The 22,211-nt window shown below is 50.6% G+C and carries 17 protein-coding genes; 11 read left to right on the forward strand and 6 right to left on the reverse strand.

Going from position 1 to position 22,211, the window contains the following annotated elements:
* Positions 1 to 70: 70 nt before the first annotated feature.
* From OGX66_RS23385 to OGX66_RS23395, 3 genes are read left to right on the forward strand one after another with little or no spacing between them, the layout of a single operon-like run.
* Positions 71 to 385: a helix-turn-helix domain-containing protein gene (locus OGX66_RS23385; protein WP_044710761.1), complete on the forward strand. Its 315-nt coding sequence runs from the start codon at positions 71 to 73 to the stop codon at positions 383 to 385.
* The gene (locus OGX66_RS23390; protein WP_103798282.1) at positions 378 to 1,649 is read left to right on the forward strand and encodes a type II toxin-antitoxin system HipA family toxin; all 1,272 of its coding nucleotides are present in this window, start codon (positions 378 to 380) and stop codon (positions 1,647 to 1,649) included. The genes OGX66_RS23385 and OGX66_RS23390 overlap by 8 nt, the downstream gene beginning before the upstream one ends.
* A gap of 54 nt (positions 1,650 to 1,703) precedes the next feature.
* The gene (locus OGX66_RS23395; protein WP_003836260.1) at positions 1,704 to 2,222 is read left to right on the forward strand and encodes a hypothetical protein; all 519 of its coding nucleotides are present in this window, start codon (positions 1,704 to 1,706) and stop codon (positions 2,220 to 2,222) included.
* Here the strand turns inward: OGX66_RS23395 and OGX66_RS23400 are convergent.
* The 5 genes from OGX66_RS23400 to OGX66_RS23420 form a co-directional block, all read right to left on the reverse strand.
* Positions 2,219 to 3,586: a glycoside hydrolase family 10-like protein gene (locus tag OGX66_RS23400; RefSeq protein WP_003836261.1), complete on the reverse strand. Its 1,368-nt coding sequence runs from the start codon at positions 3,584 to 3,586 to the stop codon at positions 2,219 to 2,221. The genes OGX66_RS23395 and OGX66_RS23400 overlap by 4 nt on opposite strands.
* 12 nt (positions 3,587 to 3,598) lie before the next feature.
* Positions 3,599 to 3,886: a VF530 family protein gene (locus OGX66_RS23405; protein WP_003019974.1), complete on the reverse strand. Its 288-nt coding sequence runs from the start codon at positions 3,884 to 3,886 to the stop codon at positions 3,599 to 3,601.
* 134 nt (positions 3,887 to 4,020) lie between these two features.
* Positions 4,021 to 5,349, reverse strand: a complete 1,329-nt coding sequence (locus OGX66_RS23410; RefSeq protein WP_170926215.1) for an HlyD family type I secretion periplasmic adaptor subunit — start codon at positions 5,347 to 5,349, stop codon at positions 4,021 to 4,023.
* Positions 5,349 to 7,088 carry a type I secretion system permease/ATPase gene (locus OGX66_RS23415; protein ID WP_088902253.1) on the reverse strand — a complete coding sequence of 580 codons (1,740 nt, stop codon included), beginning with the start codon at positions 7,086 to 7,088 and terminating at the stop codon, positions 5,349 to 5,351. The genes OGX66_RS23410 and OGX66_RS23415 overlap by 1 nt, the downstream gene beginning before the upstream one ends.
* Positions 7,089 to 7,098: 10 nt before the next feature.
* Positions 7,099 to 12,429: a peroxidase family protein gene (locus OGX66_RS23420; RefSeq protein ID WP_088902254.1), complete on the reverse strand. Its 5,331-nt coding sequence runs from the start codon at positions 12,427 to 12,429 to the stop codon at positions 7,099 to 7,101.
* A gap of 1,002 nt (positions 12,430 to 13,431) precedes the next feature.
* On the opposite strand from OGX66_RS23420, the gene OGX66_RS23425 reads away from it, so the two are divergent.
* Genes OGX66_RS23425 through OGX66_RS23455 form a run of 7 tightly spaced genes read left to right on the forward strand, consistent with a single transcriptional unit; the run spans position 13,432 to position 20,459 of the window.
* Positions 13,432 to 13,986 (forward strand): fimbrial protein, encoded by a 555-nt coding sequence (locus OGX66_RS23425; RefSeq protein ID WP_003019947.1) that lies wholly within the window; start codon positions 13,432 to 13,434, stop codon positions 13,984 to 13,986.
* A 14-nt stretch (positions 13,987 to 14,000) separates the two neighbouring features.
* Positions 14,001 to 14,714, forward strand: a complete 714-nt coding sequence (locus OGX66_RS23430) for a fimbrial biogenesis chaperone (RefSeq protein WP_016150242.1) — start codon at positions 14,001 to 14,003, stop codon at positions 14,712 to 14,714.
* Complete coding sequence (locus OGX66_RS23435; protein WP_270921812.1) at positions 14,701 to 17,178, forward strand: fimbria/pilus outer membrane usher protein; 2,478 nt, start codon at positions 14,701 to 14,703, stop codon at positions 17,176 to 17,178. The genes OGX66_RS23430 and OGX66_RS23435 overlap by 14 nt, the downstream gene beginning before the upstream one ends.
* Positions 17,175 to 18,518, forward strand: a complete 1,344-nt coding sequence (locus OGX66_RS23440) for a fimbrial protein (protein ID WP_088902256.1) — start codon at positions 17,175 to 17,177, stop codon at positions 18,516 to 18,518. The genes OGX66_RS23435 and OGX66_RS23440 overlap by 4 nt, the downstream gene beginning before the upstream one ends.
* Before the next feature lie 7 nt (positions 18,519 to 18,525).
* Positions 18,526 to 19,182, forward strand: a complete 657-nt coding sequence (locus OGX66_RS23445) for a fimbrial biogenesis chaperone (RefSeq protein WP_128295835.1) — start codon at positions 18,526 to 18,528, stop codon at positions 19,180 to 19,182.
* Between the two features lie 55 nt (positions 19,183 to 19,237).
* The gene (locus OGX66_RS23450) at positions 19,238 to 20,002 is read left to right on the forward strand and encodes a winged helix-turn-helix domain-containing protein (RefSeq protein WP_016150238.1); all 765 of its coding nucleotides are present in this window, start codon (positions 19,238 to 19,240) and stop codon (positions 20,000 to 20,002) included.
* On the forward strand, positions 19,989 to 20,459 hold the full coding sequence (locus OGX66_RS23455) for a YqeJ family protein (RefSeq protein ID WP_016150237.1): 471 nt from the start codon (positions 19,989 to 19,991) through the stop codon (positions 20,457 to 20,459). The genes OGX66_RS23450 and OGX66_RS23455 overlap by 14 nt, the downstream gene beginning before the upstream one ends.
* Before the next feature lie 268 nt (positions 20,460 to 20,727).
* Here OGX66_RS23455 and OGX66_RS23460 read toward each other — a convergent pair whose 3' ends face one another.
* Positions 20,728 to 21,261, reverse strand: a complete 534-nt coding sequence (locus OGX66_RS23460) for a GNAT family N-acetyltransferase (protein WP_136345967.1) — start codon at positions 21,259 to 21,261, stop codon at positions 20,728 to 20,730.
* Between the two features lie 110 nt (positions 21,262 to 21,371).
* On the opposite strand from OGX66_RS23460, the gene tam reads away from it, so the two are divergent.
* On the forward strand, positions 21,372 to 22,130 hold the full coding sequence (gene tam / locus OGX66_RS23465) for a trans-aconitate 2-methyltransferase (RefSeq protein ID WP_088902259.1): 759 nt from the start codon (positions 21,372 to 21,374) through the stop codon (positions 22,128 to 22,130).
* Positions 22,131 to 22,211: the final 81 nt, after the last annotated feature.

A 22,211-nucleotide genomic window follows, 5' to 3' on the forward strand; every position in this document is an offset into this window, starting at 1 on the left:
TGAATCATTCTCCGCTTAACTCTATAATATTGGGTGTAAAGTCGTTTTTATTCCAATAAGAGCCAATATTATGGATTTAATGCTCAATACAGCAGCCGATATCGTCAAACTACTTTGCGACAGATTGCGTAAGGAACGGCTCGCGCAGCAAATGACGCAGGCAGATGTTGCCGCGCGTTCAGGTGTCGGTGTGAATACCGTTTCGAATCTGGAGGCCGGTAAAAATGTAGGATTTGAGAATCTGGTCAAAGTCGCGATGGTGTTAGGCTATGGTGACGCGCTGGAGGGCTTATTCAAACCCAGGATCGACAGTCTGGATGATATTTTGCGTTACGAGAAGAGCGCGGCGCGCCAGCGGGTGAAAAGGAAAAATACTGATGCCTGAGCAAGTCGATGTCTTTTATGAAGGCTGGGGTGAAAAATGGTTGTGGGGAAAACTGGTGTCTTCCTCAGCCCTGACCGGACGCCCGTTGATCGCCTTTGAATACAGTGAAGACGCTATACGTAAGGGGCTGGAGCTGTCCCGGTTAAGGTTACCGCTGAACGGTCCTCGTTTACGCAGGGATTTCCCGGCTCATCAGTTGGGATTACCAGGACCCGTGTACGATTCGCTACCTGATGGTTGGGGTATGCTGTTGATGGATCGTTTATTTAAACGCCGTGGACTCAACGCAGCGCGCATAGGACCTCTGGAGAGATTAACCTGGGTCGGCAATAACGCAATGGGCGCCATGACGTTCCGGCCCGTTCAGTCAGATGCCGAGACACTTTCAAAAGAGGATGTTCCTCTCGAACAACTGGCATCTGAGGTTCAGGAAGTCCTGAGCGGCGAAGGCGGGGAATTCTTGCAAAAACTGCTCCAGATGGGCGGTTCACCGCAAGGGGCCAGGCCAAAAGCGTTACTTTATCGTGACAGTGTCACGTCAAAGTTCACCACTGCGCCTCTCCCGGGGAGCGAAAGCTGGTTGATTAAATTTCCTGCCAGGCATGAGCATGCTGAGGTATGTGCAATCGAAGCGGTGTATGCTGAATGTTTGCGGCAATGTGGGATCACTACGCCTGATACCGCGTATTTTAATCTGCCTGACGGGCAGGCGGCATTTGCTACCCGCCGTTTCGACCGTGACCAGTCGGTCCGTATTCCTATGCAGAGCCTGGCGGCATTTACCGGTGCAAATTACCAGATACCCGGTGCTTTAGATTACCGGGATTTTCTGCGCGCCACACAGATTTGTACCAATGATGTCAGAGAAAAAGCGAAAGCGTTCGAACGCGTGGTTTTCAACGTGGCATTTAACAACCGCGATGACCATCCCAAAAACTTTGCCTATTTAATGTCAGCCGCAGGAAACTGGACTTTGGCTCCGGCTTACGACGTGACCTGGTGCGAAGGACCCGGCGGGTATCACCAAATGGACGTGCTGGGAGAAGCGCTGGATATCGAAAGAAAGCACCTGCAGCAGCTTGGCGTACAGGAAGCTGAGCTATCAGCTGAGCATGTGAACGCTATAATCGACAAGATCTGCCACCATGCAACAGCGCTAAGCGTTACAGCCAAAGACAAATACGCCGATCAGATAACACAAACTACGCTGAATACGATACAGAAACAGATTAATGAAAATGTCCGCAGGTTAATGTCCCTGTGATCCAGAGACAGCCGCTACACTTAGCGAAGAATTAAATCTGAGCGAGGCAACGTTATGGCTGAATTTGTCGTGAATATGCTGAAAAACACGCCAGTTTGGGTGTATCTGCTGTTTGCCTTTCTACTGTATCGAGGGATTAAAGCCAGAACACCTGCCACTGTCACGCTGGAAAAGCTGGCGCTGATCCCCGCTATTTTTTTAGTCTGGGATATCTACGATTTAATCACTTATCGCGACCCGACCCTCATTACGTATATTCAGTGGGCGATAGGTATCCTCAGCGGCGCAATCATTGGCTACATATTAATTAACCCCGGTCGTTTGAGCCGCAGTAGCGCACCACGGAGTATTCACCGTCCGGCAGATTATTCCGCATTGCCATTTATGCTGATGGCATTCGGCGTTAAGTACGTACTTGGCGTACTTAACGCCATTTCCCCCGACGTTTTACGTCAACCCGCAATGAGCGCCCTGGCTATCATTACTGGCGGCATGTTCGCCGGAATTTTTGTGGGGAAATTTACCCGCTACGTGAGCGTCTGGCTCAGGCTTCCCGCTCAGAACAACCATTAACGTCCCCAACGATTGCGAATATAGGTCACAGCTTCCTGCGTTTGCGGTTGATTAAGGTAATCTTCGCGAAACAGGATCGTGCCGTTAATGTACGGTTCGGTCTCGTTTAAATCGAGCTGCTTTTTCAGTTCCGGCACACCGCCTTTGACCGTCCAGTCTGGCTCTTTTCTCGATGGTTCACCGACTTTATACAGCGCTACACCAATGTAGAGGCGAGTGTTGGTTGATTTCACTACATCTGCCCACCATTTTGCCAGTACATCGTAGCGCGCTGCGTCGCGGGCAAAAGGCCAGTAGAGTTGCGGTGCGATGTAATCCAGCAAGCCTTGTTGCACCCAACGGCGGGTGTCGGCATAAGACTCATCATACGCTGCCGCACCGCGCGTGTCGGAGCCCGCTGGATCGTGCGAACGGTTGCGCCATACGCCCGCAGGGCTGACACCGAATTCAACCTCAGGCTTGAGTTTCTTGATAGTCCGTGATACCTGGGCAATCAGCCGTTGCGTGTTATCTCGGCGCCAGTCAGCTTTGGAAGCGAATCCCTGGCCGTATCTTCTGAACGTCTGGCTGTCATTGAGCGCAGAGCCGGGAGACTCGGTATAGAAGTAATCATCAAACTGCACACCGTCAACCGGGTAATTCTCAACCACTTCCGCCACGATGCTGGTTATCCAGTCACGCACTTCGGGAATACCGGGGTCTAACACAAAACGCTCGCCCGCGGTGCGGATCCAGTCCCGATGCAGGACGTATACGCTGGACGGTGTTTGTGACAGCGTACTGTTTAATTCAGTGACCGTCGAAGGTTTGGTGTTTACAGACACGCGATAGGGGTTAAGCCAGGCATGAACTTTCATTCCGCGCTTATGCGCTTCATCGAGCATAAACTGCAGCGGATCGTAACCCGGATCCTGGCCAATCGTGCCGGTCAGGGTATCTGACCACGGCAGAATCTTTGACTTCCACAATGCGGTCCCATCGGGCTTAACCTGGAAAAAAACGGTGTTAATACCAAGTCGTTTCAGGTTGTCCAGCTTATCCGTCAGCGCTTTTTGCTGCAGGCTGATGCGTACAGCAGGTGAACTGATGTTCACAGATGAGATCGGCGGCCAGTCAAGACGTGAAACCGTCGCCAGCCAGATCCCACGCACTGGCTCCTTGCTCTGCTGATGTTTGCTCACCGGAGGTTGCGGAGTGGTTTTGGGGCCGGGCGGTTGTGAAGAACAGCTGCCAAGTAACAACATACTGCCCACAAGTACAGCAAACCATTTCATGTTGGTCAGCGGTAGTCTGGCACGAGAACGGGCGATAATCTTCGCCAGTTTTTTCTGATAATTTCCTGAAAAGAAACCGGATGCTGCCATCTGATTTTGCTCTTATTTCTTCTTATTGCGGCTGTTAGCCCAGGGATCGAAGGCCGGTTCGGGAGTGTTATTTGAGGCCTGGTCATGTAGAGAGTCCAGGTACAGTGCTTCTACTTCTGCCCGCGCCCACGGCGTACGGCGCAGAAACTTCAAACTGGATTTAACGCTCGGTTCATTTTTAAAGCAGTTGATATTAATGCGTTGCGCCAGCTCAGCCCAACCATAACGTTCAACCAGGGCATTGACCTGCATTTCTAGCGTCACGCCATGTAAAGGGTCTTTAGAATTATGAGCATTCATATGAAGTCCAGTTCAGTGGTTCCAGATTTTGTCAGTAGTGAGACGGGAAGAAGGTTACAAGAAAGCAAAGCTGCCAGCAACGGCAGAAAGCGGTATGGCGCGACAAGCCGTACGTCATACCGGCAATGGATGGATCAATACTCTTTAAAAGCCAGTTCCAGACGGGCAATCAACGGTTTAAACAGGTAGCTCATCAGGGTTCGTTCACCGGTCTTGATCGTCACGCTGGCGGGCATTCCCGCTTTAATTTTGTAATCGCCCAGCAAACGCGCGCCCTCTGCTGAAACCTGTACTTCCGCAAGGTAGTAAGGCTGCTGAGTGGCTTCATCAATTAAGCGGTCCGCAGAGATAGTCAGAACCTGGGCCGGAACCGAAGGTAACAGCGCATGGTTAAGGGCAGGGAACAGCACATCAACGGTTAAACCGGGGACCAGTTTATCAATGGCATGTACGGGTATTTTGGCATCAATTTGCATCGGTTGTCCGGCGGCGACGATATCCATCAAATGTTCTCCAGGCTGAATGACGCCGCCCACGGTACTGACTTTAACATCCAGCACAATACCGTTAATCGGTGAGCGGATCTCGGTGTTATCCAGCTCATGACGCGTTGATACCAATTCATCCTCCAGCATTGCCACTTCTTTTTGGTTTTCCGTCAGTTCAGACTCAACTTCACGTAAATATTGATGACGCACCTGATAGGCTTTAATTTTTAATTCGTTCTGCTGCGATTTCAGTTTGGCAATGTTAAGAATATCTTCTGAAACGCTGCCAGATATTTCTGCTGCCTCGCGCTCCAGCACCAGTAATTGTGCTTTGGGATAATAGTTTTTTTCGCTCAGCGCCCGAATAGCCCCTAACTCCCGGTTAATCAGAGAAAACTGGTGGTCGCGATAGCCTTTTATTTTATTGAGATTATCCGTCTGTCCAACCAGACCATCGAGCGTCTCCTGAATCATCGACAGTTCATCCTGAATCGTTTTGCGACGGGTATCGAAAAGTTTAGCCTGCAGATTTCTGACTTCTGATAGCCGTTTATTGCCAGAGAATTGCTGCGTCAGCGTAGTATTAAAGCGGATCACATCCAGGTCATCGCGTTCTGCTAACAGGCGATCTTCGATACTTTTTGCAGAAATATACTGGGCATTCAACGCGCTGAAACGCATTTCAAGCTGCATTTTATCCAACCGGACGAGGACCTGATTTTTCTTCACGAAGTCGCCTTCTTTGATAAAGATATCGGTTACCCGACCGCCGCTCAGATGCTGAATGGTTTTGCGGTTACTCGATACGGTTACCGTACCATCGGCGACCACGCCCGCATCTAACGGAGCTTGCACTGCCCAGAGGATAAAACTACCGACACCAAGCACAATGACTATCACGCCCCGGATAATCGGCGACCAGATATTGGTATCTACGCCAGCAGAGGCCGTGTTGTGGGGGTTCTTTTTCATCATCAAGCCTCACGTTGCTGTTCAGTCGTGGATGGAGAAGGCGTAGCCACCGGTTTCAGTACGTTGGCCTGACGCAAATGGGCAAAAACCTGATCGCGGGTACCAAACTCCTGTATAACGCCATCGTTAAGCAACAAAACCTTATTGACCACGCCGAGCAGCGTCGGGCGGTGTGAGATAATGACTGTGGTTTGTCCCTGGGTACGCAGGGCATTGATGGCTTTAACGAGTGCAAATTCGCCCGCGTCGTCAAGATTGGCATTCGGTTCATCAAGCACGATAAACGCAGGATTGTTATACACGGCGCGCGCCAGCCCGATGCGCTGCCGCTGCCCACCGGAGAGCTGGTATCCACCTGCGCCCAGCAGTGTGTCGTAACCTTGCGGCAAGCGCAGGATCATCTCATGAACGCCTGCCAGTAATGCGGCGGCGACGATAAGCTCACTGTCATTCTGCGCGAAGCGGGCAATGTTTTGTGCGATGGTACCGTCAAACAGTTCCACATCCTGCGGCAGATAGCCAATAGACGGGCCCAGCAGCGCTTTATCCCACTGGCATATATCTGCGCCATCTAATCTGACTTTCCCTGATAACGGTTTCCAGACACCAACCAGAACCTTTGCCAGCGAGGTTTTTCCTGAGGCTGAAGGGCCGATAATCCCCAGCACTTCACCTTGCTCCAGCTGGAATGAGATATTACGCAGTAGCGGGGAAGGCTGGCCGGGGGCTGCAGCGAAGACACTTTCGACGCTGATGTTGCCATTCGGACGCGGCAGGGTCAGTACCTCTTTCGGCGCCGGATACTCCTTCAGCAAGGTTGAGAGCTGATGCCACGCGCTACGAAACTGCACGAACTGCTTCCAGCTGCCAATGACTTGCTCTACCGGGTTGAGGACGCGGCCAAGAATGATCGAGGCGGCAATCATCAAGCCCGGGGTAATATGGCCGCCGATCACCAGTAAAGCCCCGGCGCCCAGCGCAATCGACTGCAGCAATACCCGCACAAAGCGGCTGAGACTGCTTAACCCGGCCGTTTTGTCGGCAATCTGTGTTTGTAGCGCCAGCACTTTGTTATGTTGCTCCTGCCAGTTGGACTTCAGGGTCGAAAGCATCCCCATCGCTTCAATGGCATCGGCGTTTTGCAGCTGTTTATTCAGTTTGCTGGCATTGTTAATGGTTAAGGCGTGAGCTTGCTGAATCGGGCGCTTGGTAGAGATTTCAGATACCAGCGTCAGAATAAATAATAATGTTATTCCGCCGAGAGAAAGATATCCCAGCAGGGGATGGACCAAAAAGGCGATGAAAAGATATATCGGCGTCCAGGGAATATCCAGTAAGGCGAACAGACTATTCCCGGAAAGAAACTGACGGATCTGATCCAGTTCGGCTAAAGATTGCGCCGGGTTGTTATCACCGGTAACCATCTTTCTTTTAAAGGCTGCGTTAAAGACCAGCTGACTTAGCTTTATATCCAGCCTGTTGCCAAGCCTGACCATAACCTGCGCGCGGGCAGATTCAATCATGGCAATAACGATATACAAGCCGACAATCAATAAGGTTAACATTAACAGCGTGGTGGTATTTTTACTGACCAGCACACGATCGTAAACCTGTAGCATATAAATTGCCGGCGCCAGCATAAGCATATTAATCACACAACTAAAAAACAGCAGCATCAGTAAAGTGGGTTTCGTTCCCTTTAATGCATCATTCAGTTCTGTTGGCGTATGCTGGCGCGACATAGTCTTCTCCTTATACGATCAATGAACTATTGCCACTGTTGCTGGCAAGGGTAGTGGGCATTTCCAGATAAAAGTCACCCATATTCACGGTGGTCGAATTGACGCCCACCAATGTGATGGTGTCTGTACCGATAGTCACAATGGTGTTGCCATTGTTTCCGGTGATAGACACGTTGCTGGCAAAATTACCCGCGTTGATACCTAACAAGACGAGATCAAGGAAGTCCTGCCCGCCGTTGGGGTTACTGTCAAAACCGGTAATTCGGTCCTGCCCAAAGTTGGCCCCAAAGGCGAAGATGTCGCTCCCGGTACCACCGTCCAGAATGTCGTTACCTTCCTGACCATTGAGAATATCGTCCCCACTACCGCCGGAGAGGGTATCCGCGCCCGCACCGCCAATCATGACGTCGTTGCCAACACCACCTTGCAGGTTATCAACGCCATCTCCGCCATCGAGGAAGTCATTCCCGATACCACCAAACAACTGGTCGTTACCGCCCATACCAAACAGATAGTCGTTACCAGAACCGCCCGTAATGGTATTTGCAATGGCATTACCGGTACCGATAAAACTGCCGTTGCCGGTAAATACCAGTTCTTCCACGTTATCGGTGAGGTCGTAGCTGCTGAGGCTGGTTCGGACAACGTCCGTACCGCTATTCACACCTTCGATAACCACATCACCGAAATCATCAACGATGTAGGTATCATCGCCCGCGCCGCCGGTCATACTGTCGGCACCAAGCCCGCCATCAAGCGTGTCGTTACCGGCATCACCTTGCAGAATATCTTGTCCCGCCTGACCAGAGAGGCTGTCGTTTCCAGCACCGCCGATGAGCAGATCGTCACCTGCACCGCCAAGTAAGGTGTCATTACCGCCTTCACCGCGCAGGATATCGCTCCAGGCAGTACCGACGAGGGTGTTAGCCCCGTTGGTACCAACAATCAGATCGCCCACAGGCTGGGTGGTGGTCGACGTCAGGACAACAGGGGGGTTGCCTTCATCGTCGACGACGGTAACGACCACCTGCAACGTTCTGCCGACCATAGCCTGGCCCGGCGTATAGGTAGCGGATGTCGCACCGTTAATGTTGACGAATCCGGTTGGCGAACTCATTCTCCATTGATAAGTGAAATTACCGCCGCTCAGACCATCAGCGTCAGAAATGCCTGAAACCACCGCTGTCAGCGTCAGGCTTTCAGTTGGGGTGAGGTCGTTAATTACTGGCACACCGGTCGTGGCCTGATTGCGCGGGAGGATTGCCTGAGTTTGTGCCGACACCAGGGTTTCAGCGTCACCCATGCGGTCGTTAAAACTGGCGACCACACGCAACGGTGCGCCCTGAATAGCGCCAGGCACTCTGAACTCAACGCCTGTTGCCTGATCTCGCCATTGGCCGTTGACGAATGCCTGCCAGGTCATAGTGATGGCCACATCCGCCGCCAGCCCGTTACCATCCAGCAAGTTCGCCACGTTGACGCGCAGCAGGTCACCCACCGAAGGGTTAGGATTGCTGATGGTCAGATCGCCCGTTGCTTGTTGCCCCGTCACCCACAGCTGCTTCCCATCGCCAAACTCCAGTTTTTCGATGTTCAACAGACGATCGATGCCATCATTCAGGTTCAGCGTGGCATCCGGCGTAGCGTGATCGACGCGCAGGCTACCGTCCGCCATACGGGTAAAGACATAGTTGCTGCTGACATCACGGTACACCGCGACGTCAGTTTCCGTGCCGTTACCTTCATGCAGAATTTCGCGCACAATCGACAGTTGATTCGGTTTCAGCGTGCCGGCCAGCATGTACGATTTCAGTTCGGCCATACCTTCGGCGCTGGTGAGTCCCGCCATACCCGTAACGGCAATACGAACGTTGAGCCACGCATCACCATCAATGATATCGTTACCAGCTTTACCCATGATGCGGTCGCTACCACCACCACCGAGTAAAATATCGCTACCATCATCAGGGTTCAGTAGCACCGCGTCCGGATTTGTAGAACGCTCTACGCCGAGAATAGCCTGTAGACCGTTGATCCGGTCCGCACCTTCCTGGGTCAGGTTGTTAGAGAGGGGAACGCCCTGAACAGGCGCAGTACCTATCGGCTGTTCTGTTCCGGTCAGGATATCGTCGTGTTTCCAGCCCGACAGCCCTTCAACAAGATCAAAACGGTCGCGTAGAATAAACTCCTGCTGGTTGACGAAAATAGGGATCCCAAGGTCAGAGTTAGCGCCATTTGGGTCGCCTTTATGGATAGCCCAGTCGAAACCGGCCATGCCATTATTGCGCTGGATCCCCGCGCCCTGAACCATGATGTCGTCACCGGCTTCGCCATCGTAGTCGGTGTCGTTACCCTGACCGTTGAGGACATCGTGACCGATAATGGTACTGTTGAAGAACAACTCAGAGTTGTCACCCGCCAGCGTGTCAAACCCGTCGCCGCCTTCCAGCCAGTCATCGCCTTCGTTGCCCATCAGGAAATCACCACCCGAGCCGCCAAGCGCAAAGTCGTTATCCTGACCCGAGAAGACCTCCTGCGCATCTTCGCCGACCACCACGAAGTCGCTGCCGCTGCCACCAAAGACCAGATCGTTTCCGTTACCGGAAAAGATAACGTCATGTCCGGCATCGCCATGCAGGAAGTCCGCATCACCAACAGGCGTTCCGGTATCGGTAATAATGTCATCACCGTCACCGCCGTGGACCACATCTGCTTCGTCACCGCCGTCCAGTCGGTCATCTCCGCCATCGCCCCACAGGCTGTCGATCCCTTTACCGCCGATTAACGTATCGTTGCCTGCCGTCCCACCAAGCACCACATGCCCATCGCCGGTATATTTCAGATACCCACCATCGGCAAAACTATCGCCGTCAACATCCGCCCCTGGGTCGCGACGCACCAACAACGGCGAGAGCAGATCTTTCAGCGGATTACCCCATTTCGGGTCGATTTCCGTTTGCAGCACGCGGTTCACTTCAAAAATATGGTCCGGTGTCTGGAACAGATTAGCGGGCAGGTGGGAGGAACCCTCATCACCAAGATCGCTGTTACGCATTACCAGCGCGGAAAACGAGTTGGCCTCCAGTTCATTGAGTAAGTTCAGCCCCTGAACGCGGCTCAGATAGTAGAAGCGATCACCGTCCTGAAGCATTTCCATTTGTGTTTCAAAGACGAAGTTGAAGGTTGAGCCGAGCATGCCGCCAAATTCATTTTTGCGCTCAGCCAGCCCGCCAATCCAAAAATCGACCATATTCAGACCGGTCTCTTTGGTTGCCCACGCTCCGGTACTGTTAAAGAAATCCATCGCATCCGCAGGCGGGGAATTGTTTGCATCACCAAATAACAGGAAGTTAACCGCTGCGCGCTTACCTTCAAGGCTGGTAGCGTTAAGGATCAGTTCGTGCTGGCCATAGGCGGCCATAAAGTTAATGATTGAAGCGGGATTTTTCAGGTAGGTAGTGAAGTCAGCCCAACTGGTATAAGGCTTTAGTTGGCTATCGCCGCTTAAAGCAAAAAACTGCTCGCGGGCCTGGTTCAGCGTCGGCATTGCGGTGTCACGGCCACGGGCTATATTAAGCGCGCCTAAATCGAGGGGCAGGCCGATGAGATTATTACGCAAAGCATCGGTAATAAATTCATCAATTTCGTTACCCACCTGACGCGTCATACCACGCACTATAGCGCCGATAGCCTGATCGTCCGTGACGGTGGCCCCGTTGATTTGATTAAATGCTACCGGATTCAGGAATGCTGAAATCAGGTCAATATCACCGCTTTGCATATCAATGTCGGTACGCGCCACGGTTTCTGTCAGCATTGAATGCCCAAAACGGTAAACAACATGCGCAAACTCTGCAAAGATCAGCGGGTTAATATCCGCCGTGTTGGAGAAGACAAACGGATCGACGGCAGGTTGTACGGTACGGGCAAACTCCTCGAATACGAGGTGCTGATATTGCATTTCCGTGGAGAAGCGGCCTGCCTGGAATAAGTACTCACCGTTCCATACCAGAGTATTGGTATCGGCAGGTAATTCCGTGATTTGGTGGTTGGGCATCAACCACTGATTAATGAGGTCGATATCGCCGGTTTCCAGCAGAGTGGTTTTATACTGCTCAACCAGGCGGTTATGCTCGCTGTGAAAAACGGCGTGCACCGCAGTTAAACCTATATTTTCGTTCCCGCGCCCGTCACCGGTGATAAAGTGGCGATCGAGCAGTTCGTTATCATAGGTTCCTGCCGGTTGCGGTCCTTCTCCGCCGATGGCGCTGTCATCATCTGCCAGCAGACCAGCTTTTGGCACGGCAGTATGAGCGATGTCATCCAGAAACGCATGACCGGTGCGGAACGTCTCCGCGGGTAACAGGCCTCCGTTGGCTTCAACCAGCCCCCCGGTGGTAACAATCTGTACCTTTCCGTTTTCACTTAAAATCAAATTACCGTAGCGATCCGTTGCCAGCAGGGGAACATTAAACACGTCCTGATCGGTGAGTTTAATGCCAAGCAGGGTTTCAGCCTGGTTTTTAACGTCGGCCCAGGTCGCCAGTCCGCCGTTCGCACCACCCAATAAATTCCCGGTAGGCTCAGGTTTCCCATCAATAATGACGTATTCGCGGATGAAAATTTGATGTGAAGGATGGGAGGTGTAGGTTTGGTTTTGGTCGATGAAGGGGGTCGTCAGGTTTACTGTCTCTCGATTTTCATCCACCGTTGCCCGGGTTAATAGCATAAAGTTTGTCGACGACCCTTCAACATATAAAGGGTCATCGGGCTGGAGAGGAATGAAAACGATACCGTTGCCTCCTTTCGGAATCAGATCCAGACCATGGTCGAAAAACTGGCCAAAGAAGGTCATCCAGCCGTTAAAAGCAGGGGAGAGACCGATATCGGGAGACTGATTGGGAATGGATAAGCTGCCATCCCCAGTAACAGTCCCGCCGCCGGGCGCATCTTTTAATGCGTTAAAAGCCTCCAGCGCGGCCGGGTTTGAGGTCGTCTGGTCTGAAATTAAATTGCTAATTATTCGTGGGTCGGCATCAATAACAGTACCACCAATCTGGAGATAGCTGGTCATTTGATCCGCATCCTGCCAGTTTAATGCGGTTAATCTCGGCATTGTCTGATCGGCAGAGCCGTATAATTCCTGACCTGGTAAAAGGTTATTCCATGAGCCATCTACCGTGCGAAGTCCATAGGGCAAGAGTGGGCTGGAGACTAATTCCCGAAGCATTTCAGCATTAACGCTCCCGTCTGGGTTAGTTGCCGCTTCGGATATTTTGATCTGCTTAAGAATAAAAGCAAGATCGTGCAGGGTGACAGTAAAGTCATATTGTGAGGCCATAAGTCATTACCCCTATCTTTACTTGTATTAGCTATCATCATTCGTTCTCATGTTTATAAAAAACATGTGAGAATGAGTCGTATTTAGTGCTTGATTGTTATTGCTTATACAACTCCATTTAATAAAATGCTCAGATTATCAATGACGTATTTAGCGTCATCTTCGTGGATATTCACATCGCGAAATAATGTATTCGCAGGTTTAAAAGTTTGCTATTTGTGTGCAAGAGACACACTTGCTCTCTTGAATTATCAGGCATATTCAAGGTCTGCTGCGTCGCAAGTTTGAGCGTAGTAAGGGTTAGATGTGTTGTTTTTTTTCTCACATTACATTTCTGTGATGATCATAACTATGGTTTTTCCTTTGCCGACTTCACTCATACTTTTCTATGAATAAGATTGTATTTTCATTTCTTTACATTAGGGGGTGGCAATTTATTTTTACACCGAAGACAACTCTGAGTAGACTGCATTGACGCTTCAATTTATGAGGAAAATATAACGTTATCTCGGTTAAACATTCCTCTCATCTTAAAATTATGTGCTACTTTGCCAGGTTGAATTAACCCGGGCAAGTTATGTTAACACCAGTACGAACACGGGTAATAACGAAGGTTAACTTTAAGACTAAACGGTCAAAAGGTTGGCTATGGCTGCATTAACCTGTGATGAATATGGTCTTTATCGTGTTTAATTCGGGTTAAGAAAATTTTTCTTAGGGAAATTACGCCTGTAGATAAAATTTAATATAAACAATGATTTACATCGAAAGCATCGAGATTTAGATCTTATTTAAGACCGACCTAATATGATTTGAGAAAACAAAGGTTTTAATCTCTGGGATTATTCTTAAACTAGCAATCATCGTAGGGTTAATCCTACGGAGTCATAAGACATTACTGGCGTCGCTGTATCCCTCAATAAATACTCCGCTCTCAGCGGAGAGGGACTATTGAATTATTTATTACGATACCGATGTATTTATTAATTAAGGACAGACAATATGAAAATCAATAATCCTCATACCAGTTACATATTTGCAGCTGGTGGCCTTGCGTTATTGTTTGCGCAGATAGCGTATGCTGATTCAGCAAATACCATCACCTTTAAAGGCGAAGTGACCGAACAAACTTGCGAGGTCACGGTTAACGGTGTAAATGCACGGCCGGTAGTATTACTGCCGTCGGTTGCGAAAAGCGATCTCGCAGCAGCAGCATCTTCAGCAGGCCTGACAACATTCACCCTCGGCGTTACTGGTTGTACTGTTGATTCTAATGCGTTGGATATTAAAACCGTCTTCGTTGCAAATAATATGACCGAGCGTGGAAACCTGGCTAATACGGGTACAGCGCAAAATGTTGAATTACAACTGCTGACCGATAGCGCGGGCACTACGCCGATTGATTTGCGTACTGGAACTCCAGTTGCAGGAATCACCGTTGCGGCCGGAAATACCTCCGGTGAGCACGACTTTGCCGTGCAGTATTTTAGCCCGAACGGTGGAGCAACCGCCGGGACAGTTGTCGGCACTGTGCAATACGCCATTTCCTATTTGTAAGCGAGATCTGCGTGATGAAAGGATTGGCTATTGGTTTAGTTGGAATGATGATGTGCTTCTGCGTGCAGGCAAGCATAGTGATGACTGGCAACCGGATAATCTATCCGGCAGACAGCCGGGAAGTCAGTGTGCAATTAACTAATCGCGGCGACGTCCCTGGTGTCGTTCAGGTTTGGCTTGATGATGGCGATGCACAATCAGTACCACAAACTGCGGCCGCTCCTTTTGTCACTACGCCACCGGTCTTTCGGATGGCGGCCCACGCGGGGCAAACTGTGCGGCTGCGTTACATCGGCAAACCCATTGCACAGGACAGGGAATCGCTATGGTGGTTTAACTTCATTCAGATCCCGCCCATAAATAAGGATGCGCAAAACGATAACCAGCTTCTGGTGCTGGTACGTAGTCGCGTAAAAGTATTGGTAAGACCCAAAGGGCTGGTGGGTTCGCCGCTGGAGATGGCGAACACCAGCCGGGTCTGGCTGCAGAATGGCAAGCTGCATTTACGCAATAACAGTGGTTTCTATCTTGCGCTCTCGTCACTTGACGTCAGCGGTGCGGGAAAAAAACAGCGCATTCAGAGCGAAACGATCGCACCGTGGGCGACAATGTCGTGGCCTGCAAAAATTTCGCAATTGAACGACGCGCAAATGCGCTGGATTAACGATCAGGGAGCCTCATTAAGCGGGCGCGTGGCATTGGAGAAACAGGACAATGTCCGAAACTAATCCACGCTGGTGGTGGCTTTTTTTGCCAGCTGCGATGCCTGTTTTTGCCAGCAATTACACCTTTGACGAAACATTGTTGCTTGGGAGTGGTTACGAAAAAAGCCTGGCAATGCTCAACGATCCGAATGCGGTGGTCGCGGGACGTTATAGCGTGGATATCTGGCTCAATGGACGTTATGTAGGGCGGGATGATGTGTTGTTTCGCCAGAATACAGCAGGGCGTACCGAACCCTGTCTTCCGGCGAAATTCTGGGATGAACAGGGCGTAACAGCAGCGTCGGAACAAGCGCAGGATTGCTTCGCCCCTGAAGCTCGGATCAGCGGTGGACGCTGGGATTTTGACCAGAGCTTATTGCGTCTGAATCTCAGCGTTCCTCAGGCGGCATTAAAACGTACCCCCATGGATTATGTACCGCCGTCGCAGTGGCAAAGCGGCGAGAGCGTGTTGTTCAGTAACTACAATCTGCACGCCTATCACAATAAAAATAACGGTCAGCAAAGTGATTATGGTTGGCTGGGACTGAGCAGCGGCTTCAACATGGGGAGTTGGCAATTTCGCCAACAGTCGTCTGCCAACTGGCGGCGCGATGGCGATCGAGAAAGCCAACGTTGGGATGCGCTGCAAACCTGGCTTCAACACCCTGTCGCATCTCTGGAAAGTTTACTGACGGTAGGCGAAAGCTACACCTCGGGAAATCTGCTTGGCAGCATGGCGTTTACAGGTGTCAAACTGGAAACCGATCAACGAATGTGGCCACAGTCGCGACGCGGCTACGCCCCAGAAATTCGTGGTACGGCATCTACACCTTCACGCGTTGTGGTTAAGCAGAATGGTCGAACGCTTTACGAAACCAGCGTACCACAAGGCCCTTTTGTACTCGATGATTTGCCGAATACAGCCTGGGACGGTGATTTACAAGTTGAAATCACCGGCGCCGATAACAAAAAGAGTAGCTATACCGTGCCATATGCCAGCGTACCTTTATCACTGCGTCCCGGCGTCTGGCGCTACGGTCTGGTGGCAGGTAAGACCCGGGATTACAGCGCGGCCGATGGTCTGTTTACCGATTTCACGCTGGAGCGCGGGATGACGAATCTCCTGACCGCTAATGGCGCTTTGCGGATCGGCGACGACTATCAGGCACTGCTGATGGGAGGCGTTCTGGCAACGTCGATGGGCGCTTTTGGTGTCGATGTTACCGGTTCGCGGGCCCGGATTGCTTCTCAAACCATGAGTGGCTGGCGGCTGCAAACCAACTGGAGCAAAACGTTCACCCCGACAGGAACTCACGTCGCGCTGGCGGGTTATCGCTATTCCACAGAAGGGTATCGTGACTACGGTGACGTTCTGGGTGAGCGAAGCGTCAGCGGAAGCAATACGCAATGGCGCTCGGATACGCTGCGTCAAAAGAACCAGTTTACCGTTACTGTGAACCAAACGTTGAGCAGCTACGGAAACCTATGGCTGTCGGGATCAATGATGGATTACTACAGTGACCGTGGCAGCAGCACTCAGTTGCAGGCTGGGTATAACACCACCTTTGGACGAATGACACTAGGTATGTCATTCAGCCGACAGGACACCTGGTGGCGTAACGGCGACCGTTCACAAGTGCAAAAAGAAAACATGGCAACGCTTACCGTCTCAATGCCTTTGGGTATAGGCGAACGTGAGCATACGCTGGCGCTGTCGGCGAGTCAGGCTCAACAGGCTGGGCGCAATGCGCAGTTGGCATTGTCTGGTGCGCTTGATCAGGATGAAACCCTTAATTACGCGCTGTCTACTGGCTGGCAACAGGGGCAAGGTGAGTCAAACAGCGTGACCGGCTGGGGTGGTTCACTGCAAAAAAATACGGCTTTCGGCACGCTAAACGGCAGCGTCTCACAGTCACAAAACTATCAGCAATGGTCTGCAGGGGTACGCGGGGCGCTCGTTGTACATCGCCATGGCATTGTTGCCGGCCCGTGGGTTGGCGACACATTTGCCCTGGTGGAAGCGCCAGGCGCTGCGGGAGCCAGAGTCGGGGGCGGACAGGGTGCAACCGTCAACAGCGGGGGTTATGCGCTGGTCCCCTCATTGACACCTTATCGTTATAACAATGTGACTCTCGACGGTAGTGGAATGAACTCCAACGCAGAGCTTCAGGAGAGTCAACGGCGCATTGCGCCAATGGCAGGGGCCGCAGTAAAACTGCGTTTTGCAACGCTCTCTGGTTATCCGCTACTCATCACTGTGAAGAGTGACGTGACGTTACCGATGGGAGCGGCAGTGACCGACGGCCGAGGTCGTGTAGTCGGGATGGTTGCCCAGGCGAACCAGGTATATGCCCGCGTTGAAGACGAAGAGGGACTATTGATGCTGGAAAGCAGTGATTGTTCATTGCCGTGGAAACTTAACCAACAACAACGTACAGAACCGTTAATTGCATTAACGGTCGCTTGCGTAACAAAAGGGCGCTCATGAGACTATTTTTTCTGGTGCTGGCGCTGTTTTCTTGTCAGATACAGGCCGCATGTGAATACATTATTTATCCATATAAATCAGGAAGTAGTGGCGCACAAGGCACGCACAGGCTTAGTGCAAGTACGGACGGCATTGCCAATGACTGGCGCTCCGGCGGCGGCAACGATGCCTGGAACGGGCTATTGCCGGGATTGAGTAAGTCTGTCGATATCACCAGTAATAGCAGTTTTCAGCCGGCAGGGACGATCCTGACCTCCAGCGGCGGGATCCCTTTTACCACTTATGCCCATAAAGGCGGCGGTTACGATCCTGAGCAGGTATTTTTCCGTTGTACACCGGACACAGCCGGGCAACTCTATGAAGCCTGGTCAACTAACGGCGATGACACCGTGGCTGGCTGGTATGAAGCAACGGATGTACCTGGCGCGTATCTGACCATCATGAAAAACGTCGCATTACGCTTGACGCACGATGCGACAGGCAGCGTCTTTACCGACAGCTGGCAGCAACGCCCACTGGAAAACCTGGATCTTGATACCAATGGCAACTTCCTGATTAAGGCCAAGAACTTCTCGACGATAAGTGCCGAGTTGATTAAAACGCTGGATACACGCTACTACGCCAACCAGGCGCAGTCTGCTACTTACAATAGTTATGTGAATCCCAATGCTTACGTGGTTTTTCGTGGGCCCGGTACGACTTCGTGGGGTATCAAGATAGGTCAGCCACACCGTGGAGGAAATTGGGCTGGCTGGGCGAATGACTGGCCGTCAGTGATTAGTCTGTACAATAACGGGATCTTCGTCAAACGTGCAGCAATGTGTCAGGTTACCGATTTTACGCCCGTTGTGCATCTGCCGCCAATTTCCGTGGCCCAGCTCAAGCAGGGGGAGTATTCATCAGCGCCCTTCCAGATAGGATTTGCCTGCGAATCAACGGTGGTTTCCGGTGTGGCGACCGGGAAGAGCAATGTCGCAATGGGGCTGCTTGCACCGGAAAGCAGCGTCAACAGCGCCTGGGGTTTTAATTTGATTACTGGTAAAACCGTAACCTGGCTATTAGATACGCAATATGGCGCTCCCGGGCGGGCTCGCGGCGTTGGCGTGCGTGTTTACCGTGCGGGTAGTTCGGTGAATTTTATGGCGGTGTCAACTGTCGGCAGCGGTAGCGAAGGCGGCTGGATGCCAGTCATTGGCAGCAATACGCAGCAAAATGGCAGCCAGGATGGCATCAATTACTACAGCGAAAGCTTCGAAGCTCGTCTGGCAAGTTTTGGTGCAGATACGTTAACGGCGGGGGGCTACCAGTCACATGTACAAGTTTTATTGCGTATTCAGTAGCCTCTGGATGTTGGCATTTGGCGTGCAGGCAGCGGTTAACATCAGTACTACTCGGGTCATCTTCAACCACGGAGAGACTCAACGCTCGGTGATGTTAGTCAACGACGGTAATTATCCCGTGGTGGTTCAAAGTTGGGTAGATGACGGCACGCCAGAGAAAGGGCCATCTCAGGCCAGCTCGCCTTTTATCGTGCTTCCCCCGGTGCTAAAAATTCTCCCCGGTGAACAACGCGAGATAAAGGTGATGACGACTGGGGCGGGGCTTGCCAACGATTATGAGTCGTTATTCTGGCTCAACGTGTACCAGGTTCCAGCGGAGTTGAAAAATAGCCCAACTGGTGAAAAAGTGCGCTTAACGTTAAGAAATCAGCTAAAAGTCCTATGGAGACCGAAAAACATAGGCGTGTTGACTGAAAAAAGCATCAATCTTCTAAGTTTTCACCATGAAAGTGGGGGGATTTACGCTGTTAATCAGAGTTCCTGGAACATATCTCTGGCTAATGTAACTTCAGGAGACTATTCCATAACTGGAATAGTGGTTTCACCGCGTTCCCGGCAGGTAATTTTTAAGTCAGCACCTCCTGAAATGCTGAATAATAAGATAAACTTCACTGTGATTAACGATGAAGGAAATCGTTGGGGATTTTCAACTGTCGTAAATTAACGCTGGCAGTGCTCGCTCTAGCTAAATTGACAAAAATCCATATTCAGGGAACATAATGGCACACGTGTTTTTGCTTAACAGTACCGTTGTATTCTGGCCAGAGCGGAACGTACTCTACGCGAAATCAGATGAGACCAAACGTATAACATTAAGCAATCCGGCAACCCGTTGTTTACTATTATTAATTCAACAACAGGGGCAGGTTATTGAACGTGATTATTTCTTTGAGCATGTCTGGTATATTAACGGTGCGCAGGTCACCAATAATACGTTCTATCAGAATATTTCCTTGCTGCGTCGCGCGTTTAAAGAACTTGGCCTGAATGAAGAACTTATCGTAACCGTACCGAAAGTCGGGATCCGCCTGGAGCCACAACTGGAAGTGCTGGAACAGAAGATTGAAGAACCGCTTAGCGATCTCTCTGTCACGCCATCGGTAACGCCGGTAAATACAGTGACAAAATCACTGCGTATGCGCTCACTGTGCTGGATTCTGGCGGGTGTTGTGTGTTGCGTTATAGCCGCAATAGTGACCTGGGAGGCACAGTTTGATCCCAAACTCAGTCGCTATGTGTCTTTAGGCGTAGGGGAGGGATGCCACTGGTACGTCAATCAGGATGTGCTTAAATTTGATCAGCACCAGCAGTTTATCAAAACAAATACGCTGGATTGTCAAAGTTATCCCTGGGTTTATCTCACGCTGTATCCTAATTTCCCGCGGATCTCCGCATTAACTTGTCGAAAGCAATTTAGTCGCTGGCAGGATAATGATTGTGTGACCCATTATTATTTCGCGGAGTCCAGACATGTGGGGACGTAATATAAAATGGTGTGTTGGCATCATCTTAGCAGTAGCGTTAACAATTGCAGTCACGATGACGTTACAAAACTGGCAGCGGTCACATTTTGATTGCTCCGGAGAATTAGTAATGGAGTATCCAGATATTCGTGGTGATATTTCAGTCAGATACGTTTTTAATGGCAGCAATGGGGTGGCTATTTTACGCGGAAAAATCACTGATAATAACGGTGAAAAGCTGGCGGTAAATCAAAATGTCTGGTTTACCTTTACCCGCAAGGATGATGATTACTTTATGGAATCCGGAAATGTCGCTTCAAGTTCCGGTGGCACTAACATTCATCCATTGTTAGCGAGAACGTTGCCAGATTTTTTCCTTAAACCCAAAGAACCATTTTATTTCAGCATATTGCGACTCAATAGCAGTACATGGCAGTTCTATACCAGCCGTTCGCCGTCGGTGTTTTGTCAGCGTTAAACCGTTGAGATTGCACTCTGTATAGCGTTTGCATCCAGAGTGCTTGTGCTCAAAGCATTTCAACTGCAGGAGCGAACTTTGTTGCTCAGACCTTCATGATTGTTATTCGACAGAGAAATCAGAAGGGGCGAAGACTGAACAGGTCCATGGGGTTAGAAGCCTAATACAGTTCAGATTCAATTTAACATAATATACATTATGCGCACTAAGATGGAGTAAGAAAGAACCTGAGTTTTTTTGGTCGTCCTTGTGCAGCTGAAACATAGTGTTAAACGACGCTGCTGCGTATCAGACGATACAGGACATGTTGTGCTAATCGATGATCTGGCGGCAACGCGGGATGCACAAACTCTTCTGCTTTACTCATGCCAAGGCGTATCATCAGGTTCTCAGACGGTTTGTTCAGCACCGAAGTAAAAGAAACCACCTCAGTTAACGCCAGTTCCTCGAAAGCAAAAGTCAGGCAGGCTTCGGCAGCTTCCAATGCTAACCCCTGATGCCAGAATGATTTCGCAAGACGCCAGCCTATTTCAGTACAGGGTGAAAAATGAAACTTATCAGGTTGTGGATGTAAACCTACGCAGCCCACAAACTGGTGTGTTTCTTGTAGTTCAACGGCCCAAAATCCCCAGCCGCGCTCTGTAATGCCTTCCTGGAATCTTGCGGCAAGATTGTCGCTTTCCGTCCGTAGCAATGGAGCCGGAAAAAAACGCATCACATCGGAATCGGTATTTAACGCGGCGAATGGCGCTCTGTCTTTCGCTTCCCACTGACGGAGAATCAGTCTCGATGTTTCCAGCATAAATCTGCCCTTATCATTCATTTTCATATAATCTTCTAAAAGAAGCTGCTTATCGGCAAGGACTAATGAACCCCCTTTCCGCCTTTTCTTCTTATACTGGAGATTCATACATGGCCGACTGGAACCCTTCGCTTTATTTGCAATATAAAACTGAACGTTCAAGACCCGCAACGGAATTACTTAGCAGAGTGGCGTTAGAAAGTGTTCGTTCAGTTGTCGATCTTGGCTGTGGCCCGGGAAACAGTACAGCATTACTGCATCAGCGCTGGCCTTCAGCTCAAATAACTGGGGTTGATACCTCACCCGCGATGCTGAATGAAGCGCGCAACACATTACCAAAATGCCATTTTATTGAAGCGGATATCAGTACGTTTCAGGCAGAGCACCCCGTGGATCTGCTTTATGCCAATGCATCGTTACAGTGGGTACCCGATCACTATGAGTTATTCCCGCACCTGGTCTCACAACTGAGTCACAATGGCGTTCTGGCCGTGCAAATGCCAGATAACTGGCTGGAGCCAACGCATGTATTGATGCGCGAAGTGGCTTATGAACAAGATTACCCAGACCGTGGCCGTGCTCCGCTTCCTGGCGTTCACGCCTACTATGATATTTTGACCGAAGCGGGTTGTGATGTAGATATCTGGCGTACAACGTATTATCACATTATGGATTCGCATCAGGCAATTATCGACTGGGTAAGCTCGACGGGCCTGCGCCCCTGGTTGCAGGATTTGAGCGAAAGCGAGCAACGTCATTACCTGGCGCGCTACCATGAACTGCTCCAGGAACAATATCCGTTGCAGGAGAACGGCAAAATTTTACTGGCATTTCCGCGATTATTTATTGTTGCCAGACGTAATAGTTAAGCGTTTATCATCTGGCAGATCACAGGAATAAACTATCAGCCATGCGTACCCTCGCCTTTTTATCATAAGGATCTAGTGGCT

It is taken from the genome of Citrobacter sp. Cf072, from assembly GCF_030334485.1.
GTDB classification, from domain to species: Bacteria; Pseudomonadota; Gammaproteobacteria; order Enterobacterales; family Enterobacteriaceae; genus Citrobacter; species Citrobacter freundii.

Coding starts and splice junctions, on each gene's coding strand:
- OGX66_RS23455 (WP_016150237.1), top strand. CDS start 19,989: ATGTGGGGACGTAATATAAAATGGTGTGTTGGCATCATCTTAGCAGTA.
- OGX66_RS23420 (WP_088902254.1), bottom strand. CDS start 12,429: ATGGCCTCACAATATGACTTTACTGTCACCCTGCACGATCTTGCTTTT.
- OGX66_RS23390 (WP_103798282.1), top strand. CDS start 378: ATGCCTGAGCAAGTCGATGTCTTTTATGAAGGCTGGGGTGAAAAATGG.
- OGX66_RS23445 (WP_128295835.1), top strand. CDS start 18,526: ATGTTGGCATTTGGCGTGCAGGCAGCGGTTAACATCAGTACTACTCGG.
- OGX66_RS23460 (WP_136345967.1), bottom strand. CDS start 21,261: ATGCTGGAAACATCGAGACTGATTCTCCGTCAGTGGGAAGCGAAAGAC.
- OGX66_RS23435 (WP_270921812.1), top strand. CDS start 14,701: ATGTCCGAAACTAATCCACGCTGGTGGTGGCTTTTTTTGCCAGCTGCG.
- OGX66_RS23415 (WP_088902253.1), bottom strand. CDS start 7,088: ATGTCGCGCCAGCATACGCCAACAGAACTGAATGATGCATTAAAGGGA.
- OGX66_RS23425 (WP_003019947.1), top strand. CDS start 13,432: ATGAAAATCAATAATCCTCATACCAGTTACATATTTGCAGCTGGTGGC.
- tam (WP_088902259.1), top strand. CDS start 21,372: ATGGCCGACTGGAACCCTTCGCTTTATTTGCAATATAAAACTGAACGT.
- OGX66_RS23400 (WP_003836261.1), bottom strand. CDS start 3,586: ATGGCAGCATCCGGTTTCTTTTCAGGAAATTATCAGAAAAAACTGGCG.
- OGX66_RS23410 (WP_170926215.1), bottom strand. CDS start 5,349: ATGATGAAAAAGAACCCCCACAACACGGCCTCTGCTGGCGTAGATACC.
- OGX66_RS23395 (WP_003836260.1), top strand. CDS start 1,704: ATGGCTGAATTTGTCGTGAATATGCTGAAAAACACGCCAGTTTGGGTG.
- OGX66_RS23440 (WP_088902256.1), top strand. CDS start 17,175: ATGAGACTATTTTTTCTGGTGCTGGCGCTGTTTTCTTGTCAGATACAG.
- OGX66_RS23450 (WP_016150238.1), top strand. CDS start 19,238: ATGGCACACGTGTTTTTGCTTAACAGTACCGTTGTATTCTGGCCAGAG.
- OGX66_RS23430 (WP_016150242.1), top strand. CDS start 14,001: ATGAAAGGATTGGCTATTGGTTTAGTTGGAATGATGATGTGCTTCTGC.
- OGX66_RS23385 (WP_044710761.1), top strand. CDS start 71: ATGGATTTAATGCTCAATACAGCAGCCGATATCGTCAAACTACTTTGC.
- OGX66_RS23405 (WP_003019974.1), bottom strand. CDS start 3,886: ATGAATGCTCATAATTCTAAAGACCCTTTACATGGCGTGACGCTAGAA.